This is a genomic window from Tolypothrix tenuis PCC 7101, from assembly GCF_963874875.1.
GTDB classification, from domain to species: Bacteria; Cyanobacteriota; Cyanobacteriia; order Cyanobacteriales; family Nostocaceae; genus Aulosira; species Aulosira tenue.
Map to the genome: position 1 here is coordinate 2897746 of NZ_CAWNJS010000001.1, position 19072 is coordinate 2916817.

Annotated in this window: 16 protein-coding genes; 8 read left to right on the plus strand and 8 right to left on the minus strand. The window is 39.8% G+C overall.

Features of this window, described 5'->3' with window-relative positions:
• Position 1: 1 nt before the first annotated feature.
• Positions 2–3718, minus strand: coding sequence for a magnesium chelatase subunit H (gene bchH, locus AACU25_RS11930; protein WP_096575838.1), 3717 nt, complete (start codon positions 3716–3718; stop codon positions 2–4).
• A gap of 142 nt (positions 3719–3860) precedes the next feature.
• On the opposite strand from bchH, the gene AACU25_RS11935 reads away from it, so the two are divergent.
• Entirely contained in the window at positions 3861–4922 is a 1062-nt protein-coding gene (locus AACU25_RS11935; protein ID WP_190445630.1) for a tetratricopeptide repeat protein, read from the plus strand.
• A gap of 204 nt (positions 4923–5126) precedes the next feature.
• Here the strand turns inward: AACU25_RS11935 and AACU25_RS11940 are convergent, their stop codons facing one another.
• Entirely contained in the window at positions 5127–6737 is a 1611-nt protein-coding gene (locus AACU25_RS11940) for a hypothetical protein (protein ID WP_096575842.1), read from the minus strand.
• Positions 6738–7300: 563 nt separating this feature from the next.
• On the opposite strand from AACU25_RS11940, the gene AACU25_RS11945 reads away from it, so the two are divergent.
• Positions 7301–8242 carry an N-acetylmuramoyl-L-alanine amidase gene (locus tag AACU25_RS11945; RefSeq protein ID WP_096575844.1) on the plus strand — a complete coding sequence of 314 codons (942 nt, stop codon included), beginning with the start codon at positions 7301–7303 and terminating at the stop codon, positions 8240–8242.
• A 236-nt stretch (positions 8243–8478) separates the two neighbouring features.
• A complete protein-coding gene (locus AACU25_RS11950; protein WP_096575846.1) occupies positions 8479–9555 on the plus strand; it encodes a peptidoglycan-binding domain-containing protein in 1077 nt (358 codons plus the stop codon).
• A gap of 373 nt (positions 9556–9928) precedes the next feature.
• On the opposite strand, the gene AACU25_RS11955 is transcribed toward AACU25_RS11950, so the two are convergent.
• Both AACU25_RS11955 and AACU25_RS11960 read right to left on the minus strand, forming a co-directional pair.
• Positions 9929–10513 carry an LURP-one-related family protein gene (locus AACU25_RS11955; protein ID WP_096575848.1) on the minus strand — a complete coding sequence of 195 codons (585 nt, stop codon included), beginning with the start codon at positions 10511–10513 and terminating at the stop codon, positions 9929–9931.
• Positions 10514–10543: 30 nt separating this feature from the next.
• Positions 10544–11059, minus strand: a complete 516-nt coding sequence (locus AACU25_RS11960) for a hypothetical protein (RefSeq protein ID WP_339382017.1) — start codon at positions 11057–11059, stop codon at positions 10544–10546.
• 89 nt (positions 11060–11148) lie between these two features.
• Between AACU25_RS11960 and AACU25_RS11965 the strand changes: the two genes are divergently transcribed.
• From AACU25_RS11965 to AACU25_RS11980, 4 genes are all read left to right on the plus strand, one after another.
• Positions 11149–11796, plus strand: a complete 648-nt coding sequence (locus AACU25_RS11965; RefSeq protein ID WP_096575850.1) for a hypothetical protein — start codon at positions 11149–11151, stop codon at positions 11794–11796.
• 101 nt (positions 11797–11897) lie between these two features.
• Entirely contained in the window at positions 11898–12299 is a 402-nt protein-coding gene (locus tag AACU25_RS11970) for a hypothetical protein (protein ID WP_096575852.1), read from the plus strand.
• 226 nt (positions 12300–12525) lie between these two features.
• Positions 12526–13353 (plus strand): class I SAM-dependent methyltransferase, encoded by an 828-nt coding sequence (locus tag AACU25_RS11975; protein ID WP_096575854.1) that lies wholly within the window; start codon positions 12526–12528, stop codon positions 13351–13353.
• Between the two features lie 103 nt (positions 13354–13456).
• Entirely contained in the window at positions 13457–13924 is a 468-nt protein-coding gene (locus AACU25_RS11980) for an ABA4-like family protein (RefSeq protein WP_096575856.1), read from the plus strand.
• A gap of 54 nt (positions 13925–13978) precedes the next feature.
• Here AACU25_RS11980 and AACU25_RS11985 read toward each other — a convergent pair whose 3' ends face one another.
• From AACU25_RS11985 to pedR, 3 genes are all read right to left on the minus strand, one after another.
• Entirely contained in the window at positions 13979–14980 is a 1002-nt protein-coding gene (locus tag AACU25_RS11985) for a glycosyltransferase (protein ID WP_096575858.1), read from the minus strand.
• Positions 14981–15230: 250 nt separating this feature from the next.
• On the minus strand, positions 15231–15962 hold the full coding sequence (locus AACU25_RS11990) for a DUF6391 domain-containing protein (protein WP_096575860.1): 732 nt from the start codon (positions 15960–15962) through the stop codon (positions 15231–15233).
• Positions 15963–16436: 474 nt separating this feature from the next.
• Positions 16437–16700 carry a photosynthetic electron transport-dependent transcriptional regulator PedR gene (gene pedR, locus AACU25_RS11995; protein ID WP_096575862.1) on the minus strand — a complete coding sequence of 88 codons (264 nt, stop codon included), beginning with the start codon at positions 16698–16700 and terminating at the stop codon, positions 16437–16439.
• Positions 16701–17054: 354 nt separating this feature from the next.
• Between pedR and AACU25_RS12000 the strand changes: the two genes are divergently transcribed.
• Positions 17055–18032 carry a carbohydrate kinase family protein gene (locus AACU25_RS12000; protein WP_096575864.1) on the plus strand — a complete coding sequence of 326 codons (978 nt, stop codon included), beginning with the start codon at positions 17055–17057 and terminating at the stop codon, positions 18030–18032.
• Between the two features lie 153 nt (positions 18033–18185).
• Here the strand turns inward: AACU25_RS12000 and sfsA are convergent, their stop codons facing one another.
• Entirely contained in the window at positions 18186–18911 is a 726-nt protein-coding gene (sfsA, locus tag AACU25_RS12005; RefSeq protein ID WP_045870568.1) for a DNA/RNA nuclease SfsA, read from the minus strand.
• Between the last annotated feature and the right edge of the window lie 161 nt (positions 18912–19072).

The window sequence follows — 19072 nt, forward strand, 5'->3', positions numbered from 1 at the left end:
TTTATACTGTTACACCTTCCAACTCTTCATCTGTTAATTCATACAATTGACGTAACTTATCTAACTTATCCTGATCAGTTTCCCAGAAACCCCGCCCATGTGCTTCTAACATTCTGCCCACAATATTGCGGAATGCTTCGGGATTTGCCTTGCGTAACTTCTCCGCCATCTCTGCATCTAGGGCGTAAGTATCTGCAGCTTGGTCATATACCCAATCATCAGTAAAATCCGCAGTACCGCCCCAACCAATTAACGCTGTCATCCGTTGGGAGATTTCAAACGCACCACCGGAACCTTGATTAGCCATTGCTTGCGCCCATTTGGGATTGACTAATTTTGTGCGGTACTCCATTCGCAGTAAATCATCTAAGTTGCGGGGTGTGGTGTCTTTCGAGAAACTTTCGACAAAACTGGTTGTAATTTTCTTACCACGCTGTTTTTCTGCCGCTTTCTTTAACCCACCAGTATTGGCGTAATATTCTTGAATATCGGTAATGCCATATTCTACCGAATCAATTTCTTGGACAATGCGATCGCTTGTTTTCAATAAAGTATTTAACACTTCCGGCCTAGCTTGTCCTTTATCTTGTCTCCCATAGCTGAAAACGTTGCGGCTTTGCCAAGTATTACCTAACTCTTCACCAGATTCCCAGTTACCATCAACAACTTGGTCATTTACCAAAGAACCAAAATCTCCTGCTGGGTTAGAAAATAATCTTGCAGAGACATTTTCTACACCTTGCGCCTTCAAAGCTAAAGCGTGTTTCCGAATAAAATTCTCTGATTCCGGTTCCTGTGCATCCGCAGCCCGTTGAAATAAATCATCTAATAATTCGATGATATTTACAAAGCTATCGCGGAAAATACCTGAGAGATTTCCTAACACATCAATCCGGGGATGTCCTACCTCAGTTAAAGGTTTTAATTCATAACGAACAATTCTCCCAGTTCCCTCCTTCACAGGTTCAGCACCGACTAATTCTAATAAAATCCCTAAGGATTCACCCTTAGTTTTAATCGCATCTAAACCCCATAACATTACCGCCACGGTTTCCGGATATTTGCCATGTTCTTGTAAATGCTGGGCAATAATTTTTTGAGCAATTTCCCTACCCCTTTCATAAGCCGCAGGTGAAGGCATTCTATAAGGATCTAAAGCATGAATATTTCTCCCCGTAGGTAACACACCAGGCCCATCTCTTAATAAATCGCCACCAGGTGCAGGCGGAATATATTCACCATTCAAACCCCTTAATAAATTCGTCAACTCATCCGTAGATTGCATTAATAAATCTCTAATTTGCCCCTCCTCCTCTCTGCGTTCTCCGCGCCTCTGCGGTTCGTCCCCAAAATAAGCCTCTAAATACGCCGCCAACTTCTCCTCATCTGGTTCCTCACCCAAAGTATGCAAACCAGAAGAAAACAACCGACTTTCTAAAACCTGTAAATACTCATACAACTTCACCAAATAGTCATCAAAAACATGAGCACTAAACATTCTCACATTTTCATAACTAAAAGGAATCCCCAACTTTTTCGCATCTTCCAAAGGACAATCGGCTTCTAAACCAGTGTCCACAATTTTGGTACAAATCGCTTCCTTGAGGGCATAATTCTTTTTCGGGTCTTCCCGATACTCAGAAATTAAATCTCTCAGCGCCAACAATTCCTTATACAAACCAGCACGACCATAAGGCGGGACATTATGAGAAATTAATACTCCATAACCGCGACGCTTTGCCAAAATAGACTCCGAAGGATTATTCGCCGCATATATATATAAATTGGGAATATCTCCTAACAAAATATCCGACCAAGAATAACCCGTATTACCTAAAGGAGAACCGGGTAACCATTCCACAGTTCCATGCATTCCAAAATGTACCACAGCATCAGCTTGAAATTCATTTTGTAGCCATTTATAAAAAGCTGCATATTGAGGATGGGGAGTTAAATCTCTCTCAAACATTAACCGCATCGGGTCACCTTGTAAACCTAAAGGTGGCTGTACACCTATCCAGATATTTCCTAACTGCACACCCCCAATTTGAAACTCATCACCATAAGTTTTAATTCCCGTCCCAGTGAGAGATTTCCATTGTTTCTCGATACGAGAAGTGCGGAGATATCCTAACCATTTTTCCAAAGTCCGAACATTAACAGTATTAACCGCAGATGCACGCCGATGCACGCCGATATTTATCTGCGTTAATCCGCGTGTATCTGCGGTTTTAATCTCTTCATCCGCTTCCTTCACCCAGCGAATTAATTCTTCCCCATCATCCGGTAAATCTCCAATTGCATAGCCTTGTTTTTTCAGTGCATCTAAAAACTTCAACAAACTACGCGGCACATTTAATAAAGCTGCTGTTCCCACAGCACCGTAACCGGGAGGAAAGCCATATAAAATAATTGCAATTTTCCTTTCTGATGCAGGTTTTTGACGTAAATTAATCCAGCTTTTTACTCTACCAATTAATCGCTGTACCCGTTCAGGAACTAAATAAATATCTTCACCTACCAAACCACCAAGGGGAACAGTATCAATCGCCCCATCTAATTCAGGTAAAGCGTATAACACTACACTTTGTAACCCACCAATACCTTGACGCGTCCAAGAATAAATATCTTGAATTAATAACGGTGCTGCGACAAAATAAGGTACATTTTTCGCTGTCAAAATACGTTTAGCAACTTCTACTTGTCGCCCTGCTTCCATTGAACCAGCCGGGCCACCAACTAAGGGAAAACCAATTGTAGAAACAATTGCATCAACTTTCACTGCTTCTTTGGAAAGCGAAAGAGTTTCAATATTACCTATTTGTCTTTGCTGAATTTCATAATCAGTTGTCATCCAATCTCTGACAGCCACGTGTCCTTCTACACCATTAATAAAAATTGGTAAAGGAATTAACCCAGCAGCTTCAAAACGGCGAATTAGTTGGGGAATATATGCTTGTTTTGTAATAACGTGTTTTCTATAAAGTAAAATACCAACAATCGGCAAATCAGACTTGGCTGTATTTCCCATGCCCCATGCCCCATGCCCCATGCCCCATTCCAAATACGCCTTTGGCGATTCAAAAAATCCTTGATAATCTGGGTGTAATAACCCCATATTGGGAGTTTCCACAGGCGCGGGAATATCGCCAACTTTTAAGCCTAAATATTTTTCCGCTATTGTCCAAAATAGAGAAGCCACATTTTCCGGGCCGCCAGCATTCCAATAACCATAGATAATTAGCCAGTTGCGTAAATCTTGCACTTTCTGCACTGGCACATATTTCAGTAATTTTGGCCCTACTTTTAAAAAGCTAATATAACCAGCGAGTTTATCTTCTTCTCTACCGTTACTAAATTTATCCAGAATAAATTTTACTGGCTTAGGCATACCTTTGGGTTTATCGCCGATAGCAAAATCGCCCAGCTTGGTTAAACTCATCAATTCCAAAGCCGACTCAAACACCAGCCGGATGGGAATTTGAGAAATGCGATCGCGCAACCACAAAACCTGGTCATAATCAAATAGCAAGCTACCAAAAAATACCTCAGCGTCTTGGAGTGCTGCTTCTACTTCCTGGCGCTTGGTGGTAATATCGCGATCGCTAAACACGCGAATGTCCAATTCCGAACAACGAGAGTTAGCTAAAAAAGCTGCTTTTCTGTACAAGTCAGCGTTAAAGGATTCAAATCCAGCAATCAAGACGATGCGTTTCATGCCCTAAGCTACAAAATATGTCTTTATCTTGATCTTAATTCGGCTTTTAGAGTAAAACCTGAGACGCAGAAATTATCGTCATGTTTTGCCTTTAACATTCATGCGTCCTCAAAATTGCTTATTTGCCCTACTGAGCTTCACAATGCTAGCGAATTCTTACCCTGTTTTCGCTACTCCTTACAATTCTGCGGGTATTTGTGTTAAAGAAAACACCTCACTCTCAACTTTATCTTTACCTCCGTTGCCTTTTCTTAGCTTCCCTAGGTTACCTGCGAGTAGCGAGAATACTTCTGGTTTGCGTTATCAAGCCCTTGATTTAGCAGCCCAAGGTAAACTTGAGCAAGCCCTAAAAGTAGCCCAACGTATCCCCGATGAGACTGAAAGATTCGATACATTAAGTAACATAGCTGACAACTTAGCCGCCGCAGGAAAAATCTCCGAGGCTTTGAAATTCGTCCAAAGCATTGAAAATCAAGGACAAAGACTCCAAATTATCAGTAATATATCTAACAACTTGGCAGCCTTAGGCAAAGTTGACCAAGCCTTGAAAGTTGCTGGAACTATTGAAGATAATAACCAAAAATTTTGGGCTGTGCGGAGTATAGCAATTAAATTAGCGGAAGTGGGACGAATTCCCCAATCCTTACTCATCGTTGCGAAACAACTGAAAACTAACGATGAAAAATGCTCAACTTTGAGTGGAGTTGCTGTCAAATTAGCGGAAGTCGGGCAAGATTCCCAAGCTGTACAATTAGCTAAAACAATAGAAGATGAATCTTGGCAAAGTTCAACTTTAAATCAGATATCTCTCCAGCTATTAGAAGGGAAAAAACTGACACAAGCTTTGCAGATAGCCAACAGCATCACTGACGAATCCCAAAAAGCTTCGACATTGCATGAAATAGTAGTCAACTTAGCAGACTCCAGCCAATTTACCCAAGCCTTACAAATAGCCCAAACAATAAATTCTAATTCTCAAAAAGCCTCAGCATTGATCAAAATAGCTGCTAGATATAGAAAAAATAAACAACCATCTCAAGCCTTACCACTTATCGCACAAGCGCTAGAGTTAACTCAAAAATATGATGTAGAATATGAAAAAGCATCCTTGCTGCGTGAGATAGCCGACGAATATAGAAGACTTGGCGAAAAGGAGAAAGCTTTAGAAGTTTTATCCCAAGTTGATGCACTAGAAGGAAATTAATTAATTCGTAATACCCTTCCAGAAGCCTCTGCCCTTCTGCTGACGGAGACGTTGCTCGAATGGGAACGACTTCATGAAACCCGTCTACGTCATTCGTAATTCTTAATTAACTCAAACAAACTTTTCTCTCTGTGTCCTCTGCAGTTAAATCAATTATTTTTAAACCGCAGAGGCGCGGAGAATGCAGAGAAAAAACAGATTTTATCAATAATTCCGCTTCAGCAATCCGCTTAAGATATTAAACTTCTTGTCCAGTTCGCCAATAATATCCATAATCTCAATTAAGTTTCGCGGTGGTTGAGAAATCAGCGAATCCACATCAATCAAGTTGGAGAAATTTACCCGAATTTCACCCGGACGTTCTGTTATGCCATCCTGTTGATAAAATTTTATCCCTGCCAACTGCATAATCTTGATCAGTTCTTGAGCAATAATGCCATAGCCAATGGTAGTGGGATGAATCCCATCCAAAGAAAACAAACCGCCTTGGGTACGACCTTTTGGCCCAGCCAAAAAAAAGCGAGAATCTGGTACAGGGTTTAAAGCTTGTAACTCAGCAGGTAAAGGATAAGCACCACCCATTTCATCCCACCATACTGGTTTAGCTGCGGGGTCTTCTAAAAAACGCCGGGATGCTAACCTATCTAATAATCCCGCCGCTTCAAATAAATACCAATCCCTACCTTCCATGCGAGCTTGACGCACAACATCTGTTATATAGTCGTTATATTGGTCAATGGCGCTATCAATTGCCCTGGCTTCTGCTTCGGTGAGGTTTGGGTGTTTATTCGGGTCAAAATCTTCATCTTTAATCCAGGGTAAGGTGTAGTAAGGAAAATAGCGAGAACCTTTTCTTACCTTGTCAGCTACCCCACGAGCAAAAGGCACAATCGTAATATGGGGTACTGTACCAAAAATTACATGACGAGCGCGGATTTTCTTCACTTCAGCCACTAACTGATCAAGTTCTGCTTGAAAGTGAATCGGTCGCCAAACAGTATATTGGTCATTAATCTCCATATCCTCATAGCCAGTATCACTCCATGCCACTTTAAATGTGAGAATACTGCCTAAAGCGTTATTTGCCCCAATCAAAACAATTAGTGTTTCAATACCTTCCGTTTCTGGCGTACCTTCATCACCCAAGGCTGCGGCTGCTTGTACTGGTGAAAGTGCGACACCATTCTTATCCCGTGCTGAGTTGAGAGTGCGAATCGCCGCCCGTTCGTTGTGATTCTCCACAATCAACCGCAAAAAATCATCCTTGGGAGGGTTTTGTTTAATCACGTTGATACAGATATCTGCATTCCGCGAAATCGTATTACGTAAATCCCAGCCATAAACCGCTAAGTTATGGTTAATACCTTGTTGAATCGGGAACAGCGAACCTGTGCCACGCTCCCAATAATTTTCGTTAATATCTAACTTTTTACGTAAAAATAGAGCAGCCCCCACAAATTCTAAAGGATTAATATTAGAACCAAATTGTTTCTCTAAGCCATTGGCTAGGCGTTCCACGTTCAAAGGTAACCCATCTTCTGGCCCCCCGTAAGTCGGGAAACGCATTTCCCCCCAACCCAATTCTTTAGCAATAATTACTGGATATGATAGCTGGGTGTTAAATATTGCTCCACTCTGAAAACCCTGCGTAATTGAGTCACCCAATGTTACTAACCGATTTTTGGGAGTCCCAACTTTTGTAACTGTAACAGGAATACCCAATGTTGGGTCTGTTACAGGCTTTCGTGGTTGCAACCGAACAACCACATCAGGCGGGGTTTTTGGGTCTAACATCGGACTTGGTATATTTGTCATAACTGTCTGTTGTCATAACTACTAAACTGAAGACAGAATACACAAGACAAGCAAATTAAACCAGTAGATATTTGTATAGGGAATGAGTGATGGGGAATTTCTAGATTTCCCCCGATCCCCTTCTCATGCATAGTAACGAATATTCAGTGAAATCGTACTCACCTCTGCTTTAGGGAGATGTTACGTGAAAAAAAAGTTTTGTTAAATTCCTGGAATCTATTCTTCTCAAGTTGTTGTAGTGGAAAGCATTGAGTTTCCTGTGCGCTATAGCTATTTATTTTATGACTTTCGTTAGAGCCATTTTAGGAACATTTATGTTATAGAATTTTTCTAGTCATGATGTTTTTTAGGATGTCAAATCTATTTTTCTCTATATGAAAGAATAAAAAAGGATGATTGAATGATGTTAAAAATTTAAGATTCAGTCAGCATTAAATAGGGTTTCATCTGCAAGTTAAAGTTAGCTAACACAAAATTTTTTCAGCTTTTTTTAAAGTAGAAGCTCTATCTTAAGCTGGGATGAGTGATTTAAAGTAGGATAAAAATAAGTAGAGGAGAAAAACATGAAATTTGGTATTGATAGCGGACATAATTGCCCTCCAGATACTGGAGCTAGAGGTATAAAGGTTGAAGATAATTTAACCTTAGATGTCGGCAATAGAGTTATCAACAAGCTAAAAGCTTTAGGGCATGAAGTTGTTGTTTGTAGACCAGATAGAGCCAGTTCAGTAACTGATTCACTATCCAGAAGATGTGCTACAGCAAATTCTTCAAGAGTAGATATATATGTCTCTATTCACTTTAATTCCTTTAACGGACAAGCGAATGGCACAGAAGTATTTGCTGGTAGCGATACAAGCAGAAAAATCGCTAAACCTGTATTAGACGAAATTGTCAAATTAGGATTTTTTAATCGAGGAGTTAAAAGTGGTTCCCACTTATATGTCCTCAGAAACACAAATATGCCTGCAATTCTGGTAGAAGGTTGTTTTATTGATTCTCAAAAAGATATGAATCTTTTTGAACCAGAAGCGATGGCTAATGCGATTGTTAAAGGGTTAACAGGTAAATTACCAACTACTCCTGTAAATCCTGTACCAGATGAAGAAATGAATGTAGATACCACAGTTTTAAGGCTGCAAAAAACTTTAAATCAGCTAAAAATAACTGATACAAATGGTAAACCTTTAAAAGAAGATGGTATATCAGGTAATTCTACAAGATCTGCAGTCGCTAAATTCCAAAGAGTTGCAGGAATTCCAGAAACAGGAACAGCTGATAAAGCTACATGGGATGCCATAAACCTCATATTAGCAAAACGGATCATTCGCCTAAATCATGCTGGTGGCCCAGTGATTAGGTATTTACAATATCGTCTAGGTGTTGATGTTGATGGTGTTTATGGGCCACAAACAGAGACAATAGTTAAAAACTTCCAAAAGCAAAATAGTTTAGTTGCTGATGGAATTATCGGCCCTGCTAGCTGGCAGAAAATAATTGGTTAATTATCAATAATTCATTACTCAGCGAGCCTAGATAAGAGGAGATTGTCAATCATTTAAAAATACTTAAATTACAATGATTGGCAATTTTAATATTTTATGCTCATATCGTCTTAAACAATAGACTTCTTGTAAAAGTAACTGACAAAAGTCAGAAAAAGTAAAAAGAGAAATTATATTCCTTCTTACTTCACCTAACTTCTACAAGAAGTCTATGATTTTTTAATGAGGGGAAAATCATGGCTTTTAATGTCAATGTTCTGAAATTACCCGTTATCAAAGTTGGCTCGAACAATGCTGTGGTTACTGCTTGGCAAAGCTTTCTCAAAGATGCTGAATTTCCTATTGGTGTTGTGGATGGCGACTTTGGTAAACAAACTGACCAAGCAACTCGTAGCTATCAACAGAAAAATGGTTTAACGGCTGATGGTGTTGTCGGGAATATGACCTATGCTAAAGCCCTAAATCAAGGTTTAATTTTTAAACTAAATTTACCAGCAAATACATTACTCAGTTACCTGAATTTTGGTGAAGCCGAAGTTAAAGATTTACAAGCATCTTTAAATAAAACTGGGCAATTAAATCCGCCTTTAACAGCAGATGGAGACTTCGGTATTACTAGTAATAAAGGATTAGCCGAAGCATATAAAAAAAGAGATGTGCGCTGGCGTAGCGAATTAGAAGCAGCCTTAAGTGATGCAACTAAGCAAAAATTAGGACAAGATTTAACTCAAGCTTTAGACATTTTGAATGGCTATGCCAAAATTCAGAGATTTACGCTAAGTGGGGCACATTGGATTGATAGTTTTCCTACTAGCAAATTGATTGCTGATTTAGCTTCACCATTTCGCCAACGAGTAGAAGCATTTCAAAAAGCGCTGATTGATGCGGGATGTCAAGTAATTGTTACCGCTACCCATCGTCCGAAAGAACGTGCTTACTTGATGCATTATGCAGCCAGAATTAACAGACAAGAGATAGCAGCTAAATTTGTTCCTAAAATGGCTGGAGTAAACATTGAATGGGAACATTACAGCAATGCTGGTTCGGTACAAGCAGCAAAAGAGATGGTAGAAGCTTATGGAGTGGGGGGTAATCCTGTTTCCTTAAATTCTCGCCATATTCAGAGATTGGCGATTGATTGGAATGTTACTTGGAATGGCAAGATTAATATTAAAGATGCTAATGGAAAAACTGTCACTATTGGCGACCCAGCAAATGCAGCCCTCAATAGAAATTTATGGACAGTAGGAAGTAGCTATGGGGTGTATAAATTGAGTAATGACCCTCCGCATTGGTCAGTGGATGGGTATTAATTTTGTAGTGAGGGGATGAGGGGGATGAGGCAATACTTGTCGGTTAAGGGGAAAAAGGGTAAGAAAAAACCTTTAATCCTTAACCTTTCACCTTTTACCCAAAACCAATTTTGGGTTGACAACCCTTAACCGAGTAGTATTGGGAGATTAGGGGGATGAGGAACTAGTCCTAATGCAAAAAATTTTATCGCCAACCGTGAAAGTTGGAATGAGATTTTTACTCTTGTACAGACGCGATTAATCGCGTCTCTCCAACTAAGAACTCAGCACTTTAAATTCAGTCCAGTAGGGTGTGTTACGGCTGTACAAGAAATTCGGAACTGTAAAAGAGTGAGAATTAGCCGTAACGCACCATCTTTCTTTAATAAATCATTTAGCCGCGGTTACGTTCTAGTAGCAGCATCATCATTAAACTTAGCAAAACTTGTTCCTCTTCGCGATCGCTCATTTGATCCACAGCTTTAATCGTAAATTGGCGCGAAAGGAAAGACGGGATTTTCTCTAAACGCATCACAACCGTACCATCAGCCCGACTTACTAAATAAACTGGGTTAAATACATAACCCGTAAACATCCCCACAATGGGAATTTCTGCAAATAGCGCATCTGCAACCTTTACCCAGGGATTTTTCTCTTGAATGTTGAGATTGCTAGTCTCACCATCAAATATGTCATAACGTGCTCGCCAAAGCGATCGCAATCCTCGCCGTTTTACCCCCCCAATATCTCTACCATTGCTATCTGTAAAGTTATAACGTGCCGAAAAGTCAATAATTCGGTCAGCTTTAATGTAATAAAGCGGTCGTGTACGTTCTACATCAGCAAAGATGGTAATTGCTTCCTTTAGCTTGAAGAGTTTCTGTTTGACGTAGAAAACCAAATTTCCTTGGTTATCAACAATCGATATTTGCGGCGCTAAAGCCCAGAATTTGAAGGTAAGTTCTAAAGGGTACTGCATAGTTCAGTAAAAACATCAAGATTACTCACCTTATTTATCCCAGTTTTTGCAGTTAATCAATTGGGTTTGGGAATTGGTAATGGGTAATGGGTAATGGGTAATGGGTAATGGGTAATGGGTAATGGGTAATGGGTAATGGGTAATGGGTAATGGGTAATGGGTAATGGGTAATGGGTAATGGGTAATGGGTAATGGGTAATGGGTAATGGGTAATGGGTAAGGAGTAATGAGTAATGGGTAATGGGTAATGGGTAATGGGTAATGGGTAATGGGTAAGGAGTAATGAGTAATGGGTAATGGGTAATGAGTAATGAGTAATGAGTAATGGGTAATGAGTAATGTAATGGGTAAGGAGTAATGAGTAATGAGTAATGGGTAATGAGTAATGGGTAATGGGTAAGGAGTAATGAGTAATGAGTAATGAGTAATGAGTAATGGGTAATGGGTAAGGAGTAATTGGTGTTTGTATACCTTATTCCCCTCATCCCCAGTCACCAATCCCCAGTCCCCAGTCCCTAATCCCCAATCCCAAAAAAAATTTCCCACAGGGTGCATAAACTAATCGAGGTCAACCTATTGAGTAAGTGAAGGGGTTAAAGCCCAATACAAACATTGAAAACTTTAGGAGAATGACTATGAAATTCCGTAACTTAACTGGTTCTTTGCTAACAGCTACCGCACTTTTAACCGCTACATTACCAGCTTTCGCCGGGCCTTTTGATGCACAGCCTGCTGGGATTTTTAAACCCGGTGTTCTCACCCCTGGGGTAAATGTTGGTAATGGTACTCCTAACAATTCTGCACCTAGCAATCCAGTTGGGAATAGTGAAATTCAAGGATTGGGCGATCATCAATCTTGGGTTGACCCAAAAACTTTAGCAAATGACCCGCGTGCTTTGTGTAGTGATGTGGGTTTGGGAAACAATACTCGCAGTAGTGCTAGCAAAGTAGCGATCGCAAACTCTAGCAGCACCCGTTCTAGTTCTTCTCGCAGTCACAATGATGGCGGTGGCGGTGGTGTTAGCTTCTTGGGTATTGGCGTGAGTGGTAGCGGTGCTAGCCAAGGTAGTCAAAATAATAGCGATTCTAAAGATATTCGCAATAACCGCAATGAAGAAAATACCAGCAGTTCTTCCACTGTAGTGCAAGGTAAGAATTGCGATGCTTTTGTTAACTCTGCTGCGGCTAGAGATATGAATTACCAAGACAACCTGACTCGCCGTTATGAAATTAAAACAGGTCGCCGGGGACAGCAGGTAAATCAACTGTTAGACAACAAATAATACCAATTCGTAATTCGTAATTTGTAATTCGTAATTTTGAATTGATTCTACGCCGGGGTTAGCGCCCTGGCAATTGCTTTATTAACTTCTCAGGAGAAATTATGAAAAGTCCGCCTGGAGCAAAAATTATTACTTTAAGTACAACTTTGCTGTTGTCTATATCATCTTTAGCCGGCGCTCAAACTCCAAGAATTAGAGACTCGCAAATTCTGCCTTATATTTTGGATAACCCGAATGAAAACTCTTTGGTGAGAGTGCGCTGTGTTCCTAATTATAGGCAAGACGGTGATAGGAATCGACGTATGATTAGAGATACTCTCTTGCGACCAACTCAGAGCGAACAAACAGTGACAATTGAAATTGAAGGGAGTTGTCGTAATGTGAGAATTAGTGTTCCTGAAAATGCACAATTTTTCGATTTTCCTGTAAATAATTCCGATTTAGACAACTCTTGGCTAACTCGTCCCGGTTCTGGATGGTATTGGTTTCATCATCAGCGATAATTCTTGGAAGAAATAGGGGGAAAGGGAAAAGGTAAAGGGTGAAAGGGAGTGAATTAATGAGGAATTTACTTTTTAGTTAACTCAAAATATCCAGCAGCAGAATAAGGGATAATAACTGATGGCTTGAATTGAGAAAATTTCCCTTATACCAAATTAGGATATGTAGTATTGTTTGAAAAAAATCTAACATAATTGTGTTCAAGGTTTTCAATCCAAAATTGGTATTATGTCAGATTCATCTCGGCTTTCTGATGAAGCGTTAAGCCATTATGAGATTGGTCAAGAGCAAGAACGCTTATCACAAGGTACAGGTTTACTAGAATTTGTTCGCACCCGAGAAATTATTAGTCGTTATCTACCTCCTGCACCAGCAGTAATTTTTGATGTTGGCGGTGGTGCTGGTGTCTATGCTTATTGGTTGGCTCAACAAGGTTATGAAGTGCATTTAATTGATGTGGTTCCTTTGCACATCGAGCAAGCACAACGCTTTGCAGCAGCGCAACCTGATTATCCTTTAGCGAGTTTAACTGTTGGGGATGCAAGGCAATTAAATCGGGCAGATAGTAGTGTTGATGCTGTATTACTACTTGGGCCTTTATATCACTTAATCGAGCGCCAAGAGCGAATATTAGCTTTGCGAGAAGCTTATCGGATTTTAAAACCCGGAGGATTTGTTTTTGCGGCGGGAATTTCTCGTTTTGCTTCTACTTTAGATGGATTATTTCAGGGATATTTAGCAGATCCAGAATTTGTCAAAATTGTGCAACAGGATTTGATTGATGGTCAACATCGCAATCCAAATAACCATCCTGCTTACTTTACCACAGCTTTCTTACATCATCCTGATGAACTGCAAGCTGAAATAGAAGCCGCTGGTTTAGATTATGAAACTACTTTAGCCATTGAAGGGCCTGGCTGGCTATTACAAAACTTTGATGAACATTGGCATGATTTAAGCCGTCGTCACCGTCTTTTACAAGCTATCCGTTGGTTAGAAGCTGAACCTTCTACCTTGGGTATGAGTGCCCATATTATAGCGATCGCTCGCAAATAATTGTAGACGCAACTCATAGAAGCAGGACTTTGGACAATTTACATTTTGTTATATAGTGAGGTTGATTCTTACCTAACTACATAATTCACATTTCATTTTCCTGATGAATATCACGCAATTATTTAACGTTGCCAATCTTTTCGTTTTACCTTTTTGGGCGTTGATGATTCTCTTGCCTAATTGGAAAGTTACAAGGCGAATTATGGAATCATATTTACCCTTTGTACCTTTAGCAGGAGCATATTTATATTTATTTATCACTAGCATTACGCCAGAAAATGCTCAAGCTTTAGCCAATCCACAACTAGCTGATATTGCTAAATTTTTTGCTGATGAAAAAGCTGCTGCTACAGGTTGGATTCACTTTTTGGTAATGGATTTATTTGTGGGACGCTGGATATATTGGGAAGGGCAAAAAAACGGAATTTGGACAATTCATTCTCTAGCACTTTGTTTATTTGCTGGCCCTTTAGGTGTGCTTTCGCATATTCTCACTGCTTGGATAACGAAAGCATTTTCGCCTAATTCCGCTACCGAAACAACCACATCCTCTAGTAGTAAATTTATTTGATTTTTGAAGTTCACGTAGGATGCGTTACGCTATCGCTAACGCATCCTGATATTTTTACAAACCCCGAAAATATTTTTTGCGTATCTTAAAATAGATAGTCTGCGCGAGTAATTTATTTAAACGCATCTTGGTTAAACTTGGAATATTAGATTGCTGCTTAATTTTATGATCAAAAAATTCATTTAATTCATCTAAAATAACTTGCAATCGCTTCATAATATTTTCATAGCGATACTCTGCAAAAAATTCTTCGGGTAAAGTAGGTTTTACAGATGATTCAAGTAAATTCAATATACGTTGAACATCAAATTCTTTGGAATATGCCGCAATTTTATAGCAATTAAACCCAGGATCTAAATAATCTGACAACCCACCATTAACGCTAGAAAATACTTGACAACCACAAGCTAAAGCCTCCATTGGTTGCAGGCCAAATCCTTCACTTACACGCTGTTGTGCCCAATATTCAGCAGAGTCATAAAGGTAAATCTTCGCCCGGTTAAACAAACTCGGCAAATCTTCAACATAAGAATTCACTACAAAAACATTACATTTTTTCTGTAATTGCGGAATTAATTCTTTCATTAAATATTCTGAAGATTTACGCGCCTGTACCAAAACATCTATATCGCGCTCTATATGTAAATTTTTAAATTCATCCGAAATTTGATTGGGTAAATAATAAATTAAAGAATTAGGACATTTTTGTCCCCAATATCCCATTGTATTACGGCTGACAGTGATAATAGGAATACTCGGAGGTAGTTGGAAGTTGTAACCTGCACTGTGGGCATGATAAACAACATTATATTGCTTCAGCTTGGTAACAAGTTTAGCTATATCAAATCCCCAACTAATTACAAAAATTACATCATCTAAATTTTTCTCCTTCAGCAAATCATCTATAAACAGTTTGCCTGTTTCTCGTTGACGGTAGGTTACAACTTCAGCGCTACAAATTTGCTGCACCAGATTCACTGTTTTTAATTCTGCCCAAAGACCCCCACAGGCAAATTTACCATCTGTTCCTGGTAGTAAAAAGTAAAGCTTTCTCATTATATATTTCTCTTGAATGCATGAACTGATAACAGTAATTCACTATCTTAGTAGTAAATCCGCAATTTTCAATTTCATTGATAAAGTAAAAATTAAATTTTTGAGTGTATGTTACGGCATTTGTAATGCTGAGTTTTTAATTAAATATTCACGTTGTAAATTACACAACGGAGGCATGAAAATCTTTCTGCTCTAGCCCCTATTCCCTAACGCCTCTTTTCTAAATAGAGGAATATTTGCTCAAGTTAGTTTATTCTTGCCAAGTCACTTTAATAAAGTGTGCGTCGCGTCCCCAAACATCGCGTTTACGAATAATATTTTCAATTTTGAGGTTAAAGGGAATTGCAGTTGTTAAATAGCGCTGTGCCATAGTACCTAAATCTGGTGCTAATTCCGAGGCTGTTGTCGCTGCTAGCCCTAAACCTATGAGTTGCTCAATTGGTCGAAACGGTAGCAGCAGATTTACACCTACAGCCAATCCAGCAGTTAACAGCATAGCTACAGATAAATTTGTCCCGCAGCGGGGATGTACAGCTAAATCCCATTCGCCATTGGTAAGGCGATGTAAAGCCAGGGTGACTGCGCGCCGTAAATCACTAATATTAACTTCTCCATACAGATAAAATCCTTGTTCTGTAGACAAACCACCTAACAATTCGTTATCAACTTGCACAGTATTGGCTTCTGTGCCATGAGTATAAACACTTTTTGATTCACTCAAAACCCAAACAGTAGCGTGTTCTAAGGCATGAACTTGTCGCAGCATCAAAATTTCTTTCAATCCTGGTATAAATGATAACTGTTTGAGTAGTTCAGCATCTTGTGTAGGTTGAGGAAAGTTAGTAGACGCAGACGCGGAATTTTTGCCTACAAAGGTGTTTTCTGTAACCTGCGGAACTTTGTCAGTAAAAGGTAGACTCAAATCAAAGTTGAAAAAGTCAAAGGGCGAGGAGCCACTTTGAACAGAAGTAGAAGTATTCATAGAAACACTGCTCCCCAAAGTGATGGAGCAACATAGATTTCTTTCAAATGTAGCGCTTGAACTCAGAGATTATTGCTAATTTTTATTGAATTGGGGGTTGGGTAATAGGTAATGGGTAATGGGTAATGGGGAAATCACTAACACCAAACCCCAAACACCAAACACCCAACACCTAATATCAAATTATTCTTGCGATGGGCAAAAGGGAACTTTCCCATCGGTAAAGTTAGGAACAACTCTACCGATATGGGAAAGAACCCTTTGTGAGGAGCATCAATAGCCCATCTTCAGAATCTGCTGAGTTTCGACGCTGATTTTGGTAGAGGTTCACACTGGAATAACGGCGTGAAGAGGAGAACTCTCACTCAAGCGTCTAATTTGCCTAGGCTGTAAACCAAAAGAACTTGAACATGATCACGCAACAAATGTTGTCAGGATTAGACAGCATCAATCGCGTTTTGACTAGCAACTTGTCTAATCGTTAAGGTTAGGCAGAGGACAACAGTTAACATCATTCAAACAAACTTTTCCCCACTGTAGTGCCCAGCGTACAAGAGCTACTCGATTTTCGGTCTGGGTTTTCGTGAGAATATTGCTGATATGGTTATCAACTGTGCGTTTGCTAATTTCCAGTTTTCCTGCAATCTCTTGGTTAGTTAAGCCAGCGGCCACTAAGTCGATAATTTGCAGTTCTCTGTCTGACAGACTAACAGGGGTCTGAGACTCGCCAGCAGCCATGACTTATTCTATCCTCCCTTGGTATATGTACTTAATCGCTCTTTCTAATTCTAGAAGATTCTTTTGTAGGCAGGCCTTTTCAGGGTCATTAGCATGATAATTTCCATAATTTCTTTTTAGTTATGAATCTTGCCCATGTAATTGACATTACAAAAGTATCAATTAATACTGAATAATTAATTATCTCCCCTCCCTACTGATACTAAGAAATGTGGGTAAAAAAAGCACATACATCTTAATTTGAGTAGCAAAAATTGCTATTTCATTGTATGAAGGACTGGCGACAGGGAGTGAAGATTATTGTAGATTTTATACTGGAAAATCTGACTCCAAAAATCGCAACCCTAAAATGAGATGAGTAATCCCCGTGTTTTGTGCCTCGGTGAAGTTTTGTTTGATTGTTTAGCTGATCAATTGGGGCTAAAGCTAGAAGAAGTTAAGTCGTGGACTCCTTACCCCGGAGGGGCACCAGCTAACGTAGCCTGTGCTTTAGTAAAGCTGGGGACACCAACTGGTTTTATCGGGGCTGTTGGTGAAGATGAACCAGGAAATACACTGGTAACACTCTTAAAAGATGTAGGTGTCGATACAAAGGGAGTGCAACGCCATCCCACAGCGCCAACTAGACAAGTATATGTGGTCAGGGATTTAGCAGGCGATCGCTCTTTTGCAGGATTCGGTAAATATAATACCACCGAATTTGCCGATACTCGTCTGCAAGCAGAACAATTGCCTCGTTCTTTATTTCAAGAAGCAGATTTTCTGGTTTTAGGTACTTTGGAATTAGCTTATCCCGAAAGTGAAAAAGCAATTCACCGCGCCCTAGAATTGGCAGAGTATTACGACCTGAAAATTGTGCTGGATGTGAATTGGCGACCTGTATTTTGGCACGATGAGAATATTGCTCGCCAAAAAATAGCGGAATTATTTAAGCAAGTTGACTTTCTTAAACTTTCCAAAGAAGAAGCAGATTGGTTATTTGATACACATGATGCAGGCGCAATCACTTATCGCCTAGATTCAGTGGAAGGAGTATTAATAACTGATGGCGAAAATGGTTGTGCTTATTGTTTAGCAGAAAACGAAGGCCAATTACCATCATTTTCTATCCCCGTAGTAGATACCACAGGTGCAGGGGATAGTTTTTTAGCAGGCTTTATTCACCAACTACTTCAGCATGGTATCCAAGGTATGGGAAATGCAGAAACAGCAAAACGGATTGTTACTTATGCCAGCGCTGTAGGAGCATTAACTACCATTAAACCAGGAGCGATCGCATCCCAACCAACTGCGGCTGAAGTCGAAGCTTTTCTTGCGTCTCATCAAATATAAGTTAGGCATGGGGCATGGGGCATAGGGCATAGGGCATTGAGTAATTGGTTATTTTTGCTTTGTCCCCCTTGCTCCACGAACACCAAACACCAATTTTCAAAGAGATATCTTACATTTAGTATTGACTCTTGACTCTTGACTTTGGACTCTTAACTAAATTTTTAGTTTTGCTAAACCTAAATAACGAATCCCTTCTGGGGAGACATCAAAACGGCAGGGTAAAACTTCTAAACCAAGTGCGATCGCATCCCGCAACAACTTACCATAAGTAGGATCTGTCATATCTCCTGGGGCAAACTCTGTACAATCGCTGCGATTAATAAAATACAGCATCACTGCACGAGTTAGAGGTAAAAGCGCCATCAGTTCTCGTAGGTGCTTTTGTCCCCTTGTGGTCTCGGTGTCAGGAAATAGTGCTAATCTCCCTTCAGCGAAAGTGGTATTTTTCACCTCTAAATAAATTGGGCGTTCTTGGTCGCTTCCTGTCAAAAAAAAATCCACGCGACTTTTTTTATCTTGACCATAAACCACCTCGCCTTTGATGTGGTTATAGTCACCTAATTCTGGAAAAAGATGTTTTGCTAAAGCTAACTTAACTACCCGATTTGGCAACGCCGTATTCACGCCTACCCAAGTCGGTTCATTATCATGTACCTGAATTAATTCTAGAGTGTAGGCTAGTTTGCGCTTAGGATTATCACTGAGAGAAAGTTGTACTAAACTCCCAATAGTTGATACTCCAGTCATTGGCCCTGTATTGGGACAATGTGCTGTTACCACCTCCCCAGAAGCTAGTTCAACATCAGCAAAAAAGCGCTTGTAGCGCTTGAGTAAAATACCTGGATAAAGAGGTGGGTAGTTATAAAGCCAATCAATCATTTAAGTGATGCGTCATCAATATATTAGAAATGCACAGGCGAAAAAATTTGTCTGAGTCTGCTTTTAGCAAGCCCTAAATTTTAATTTTTTCTTTATAATTTGCCTCTCATCAATATACTTTGATTTGGCTATATTTGAACTCTCTGAGTCTGGTGATTGCA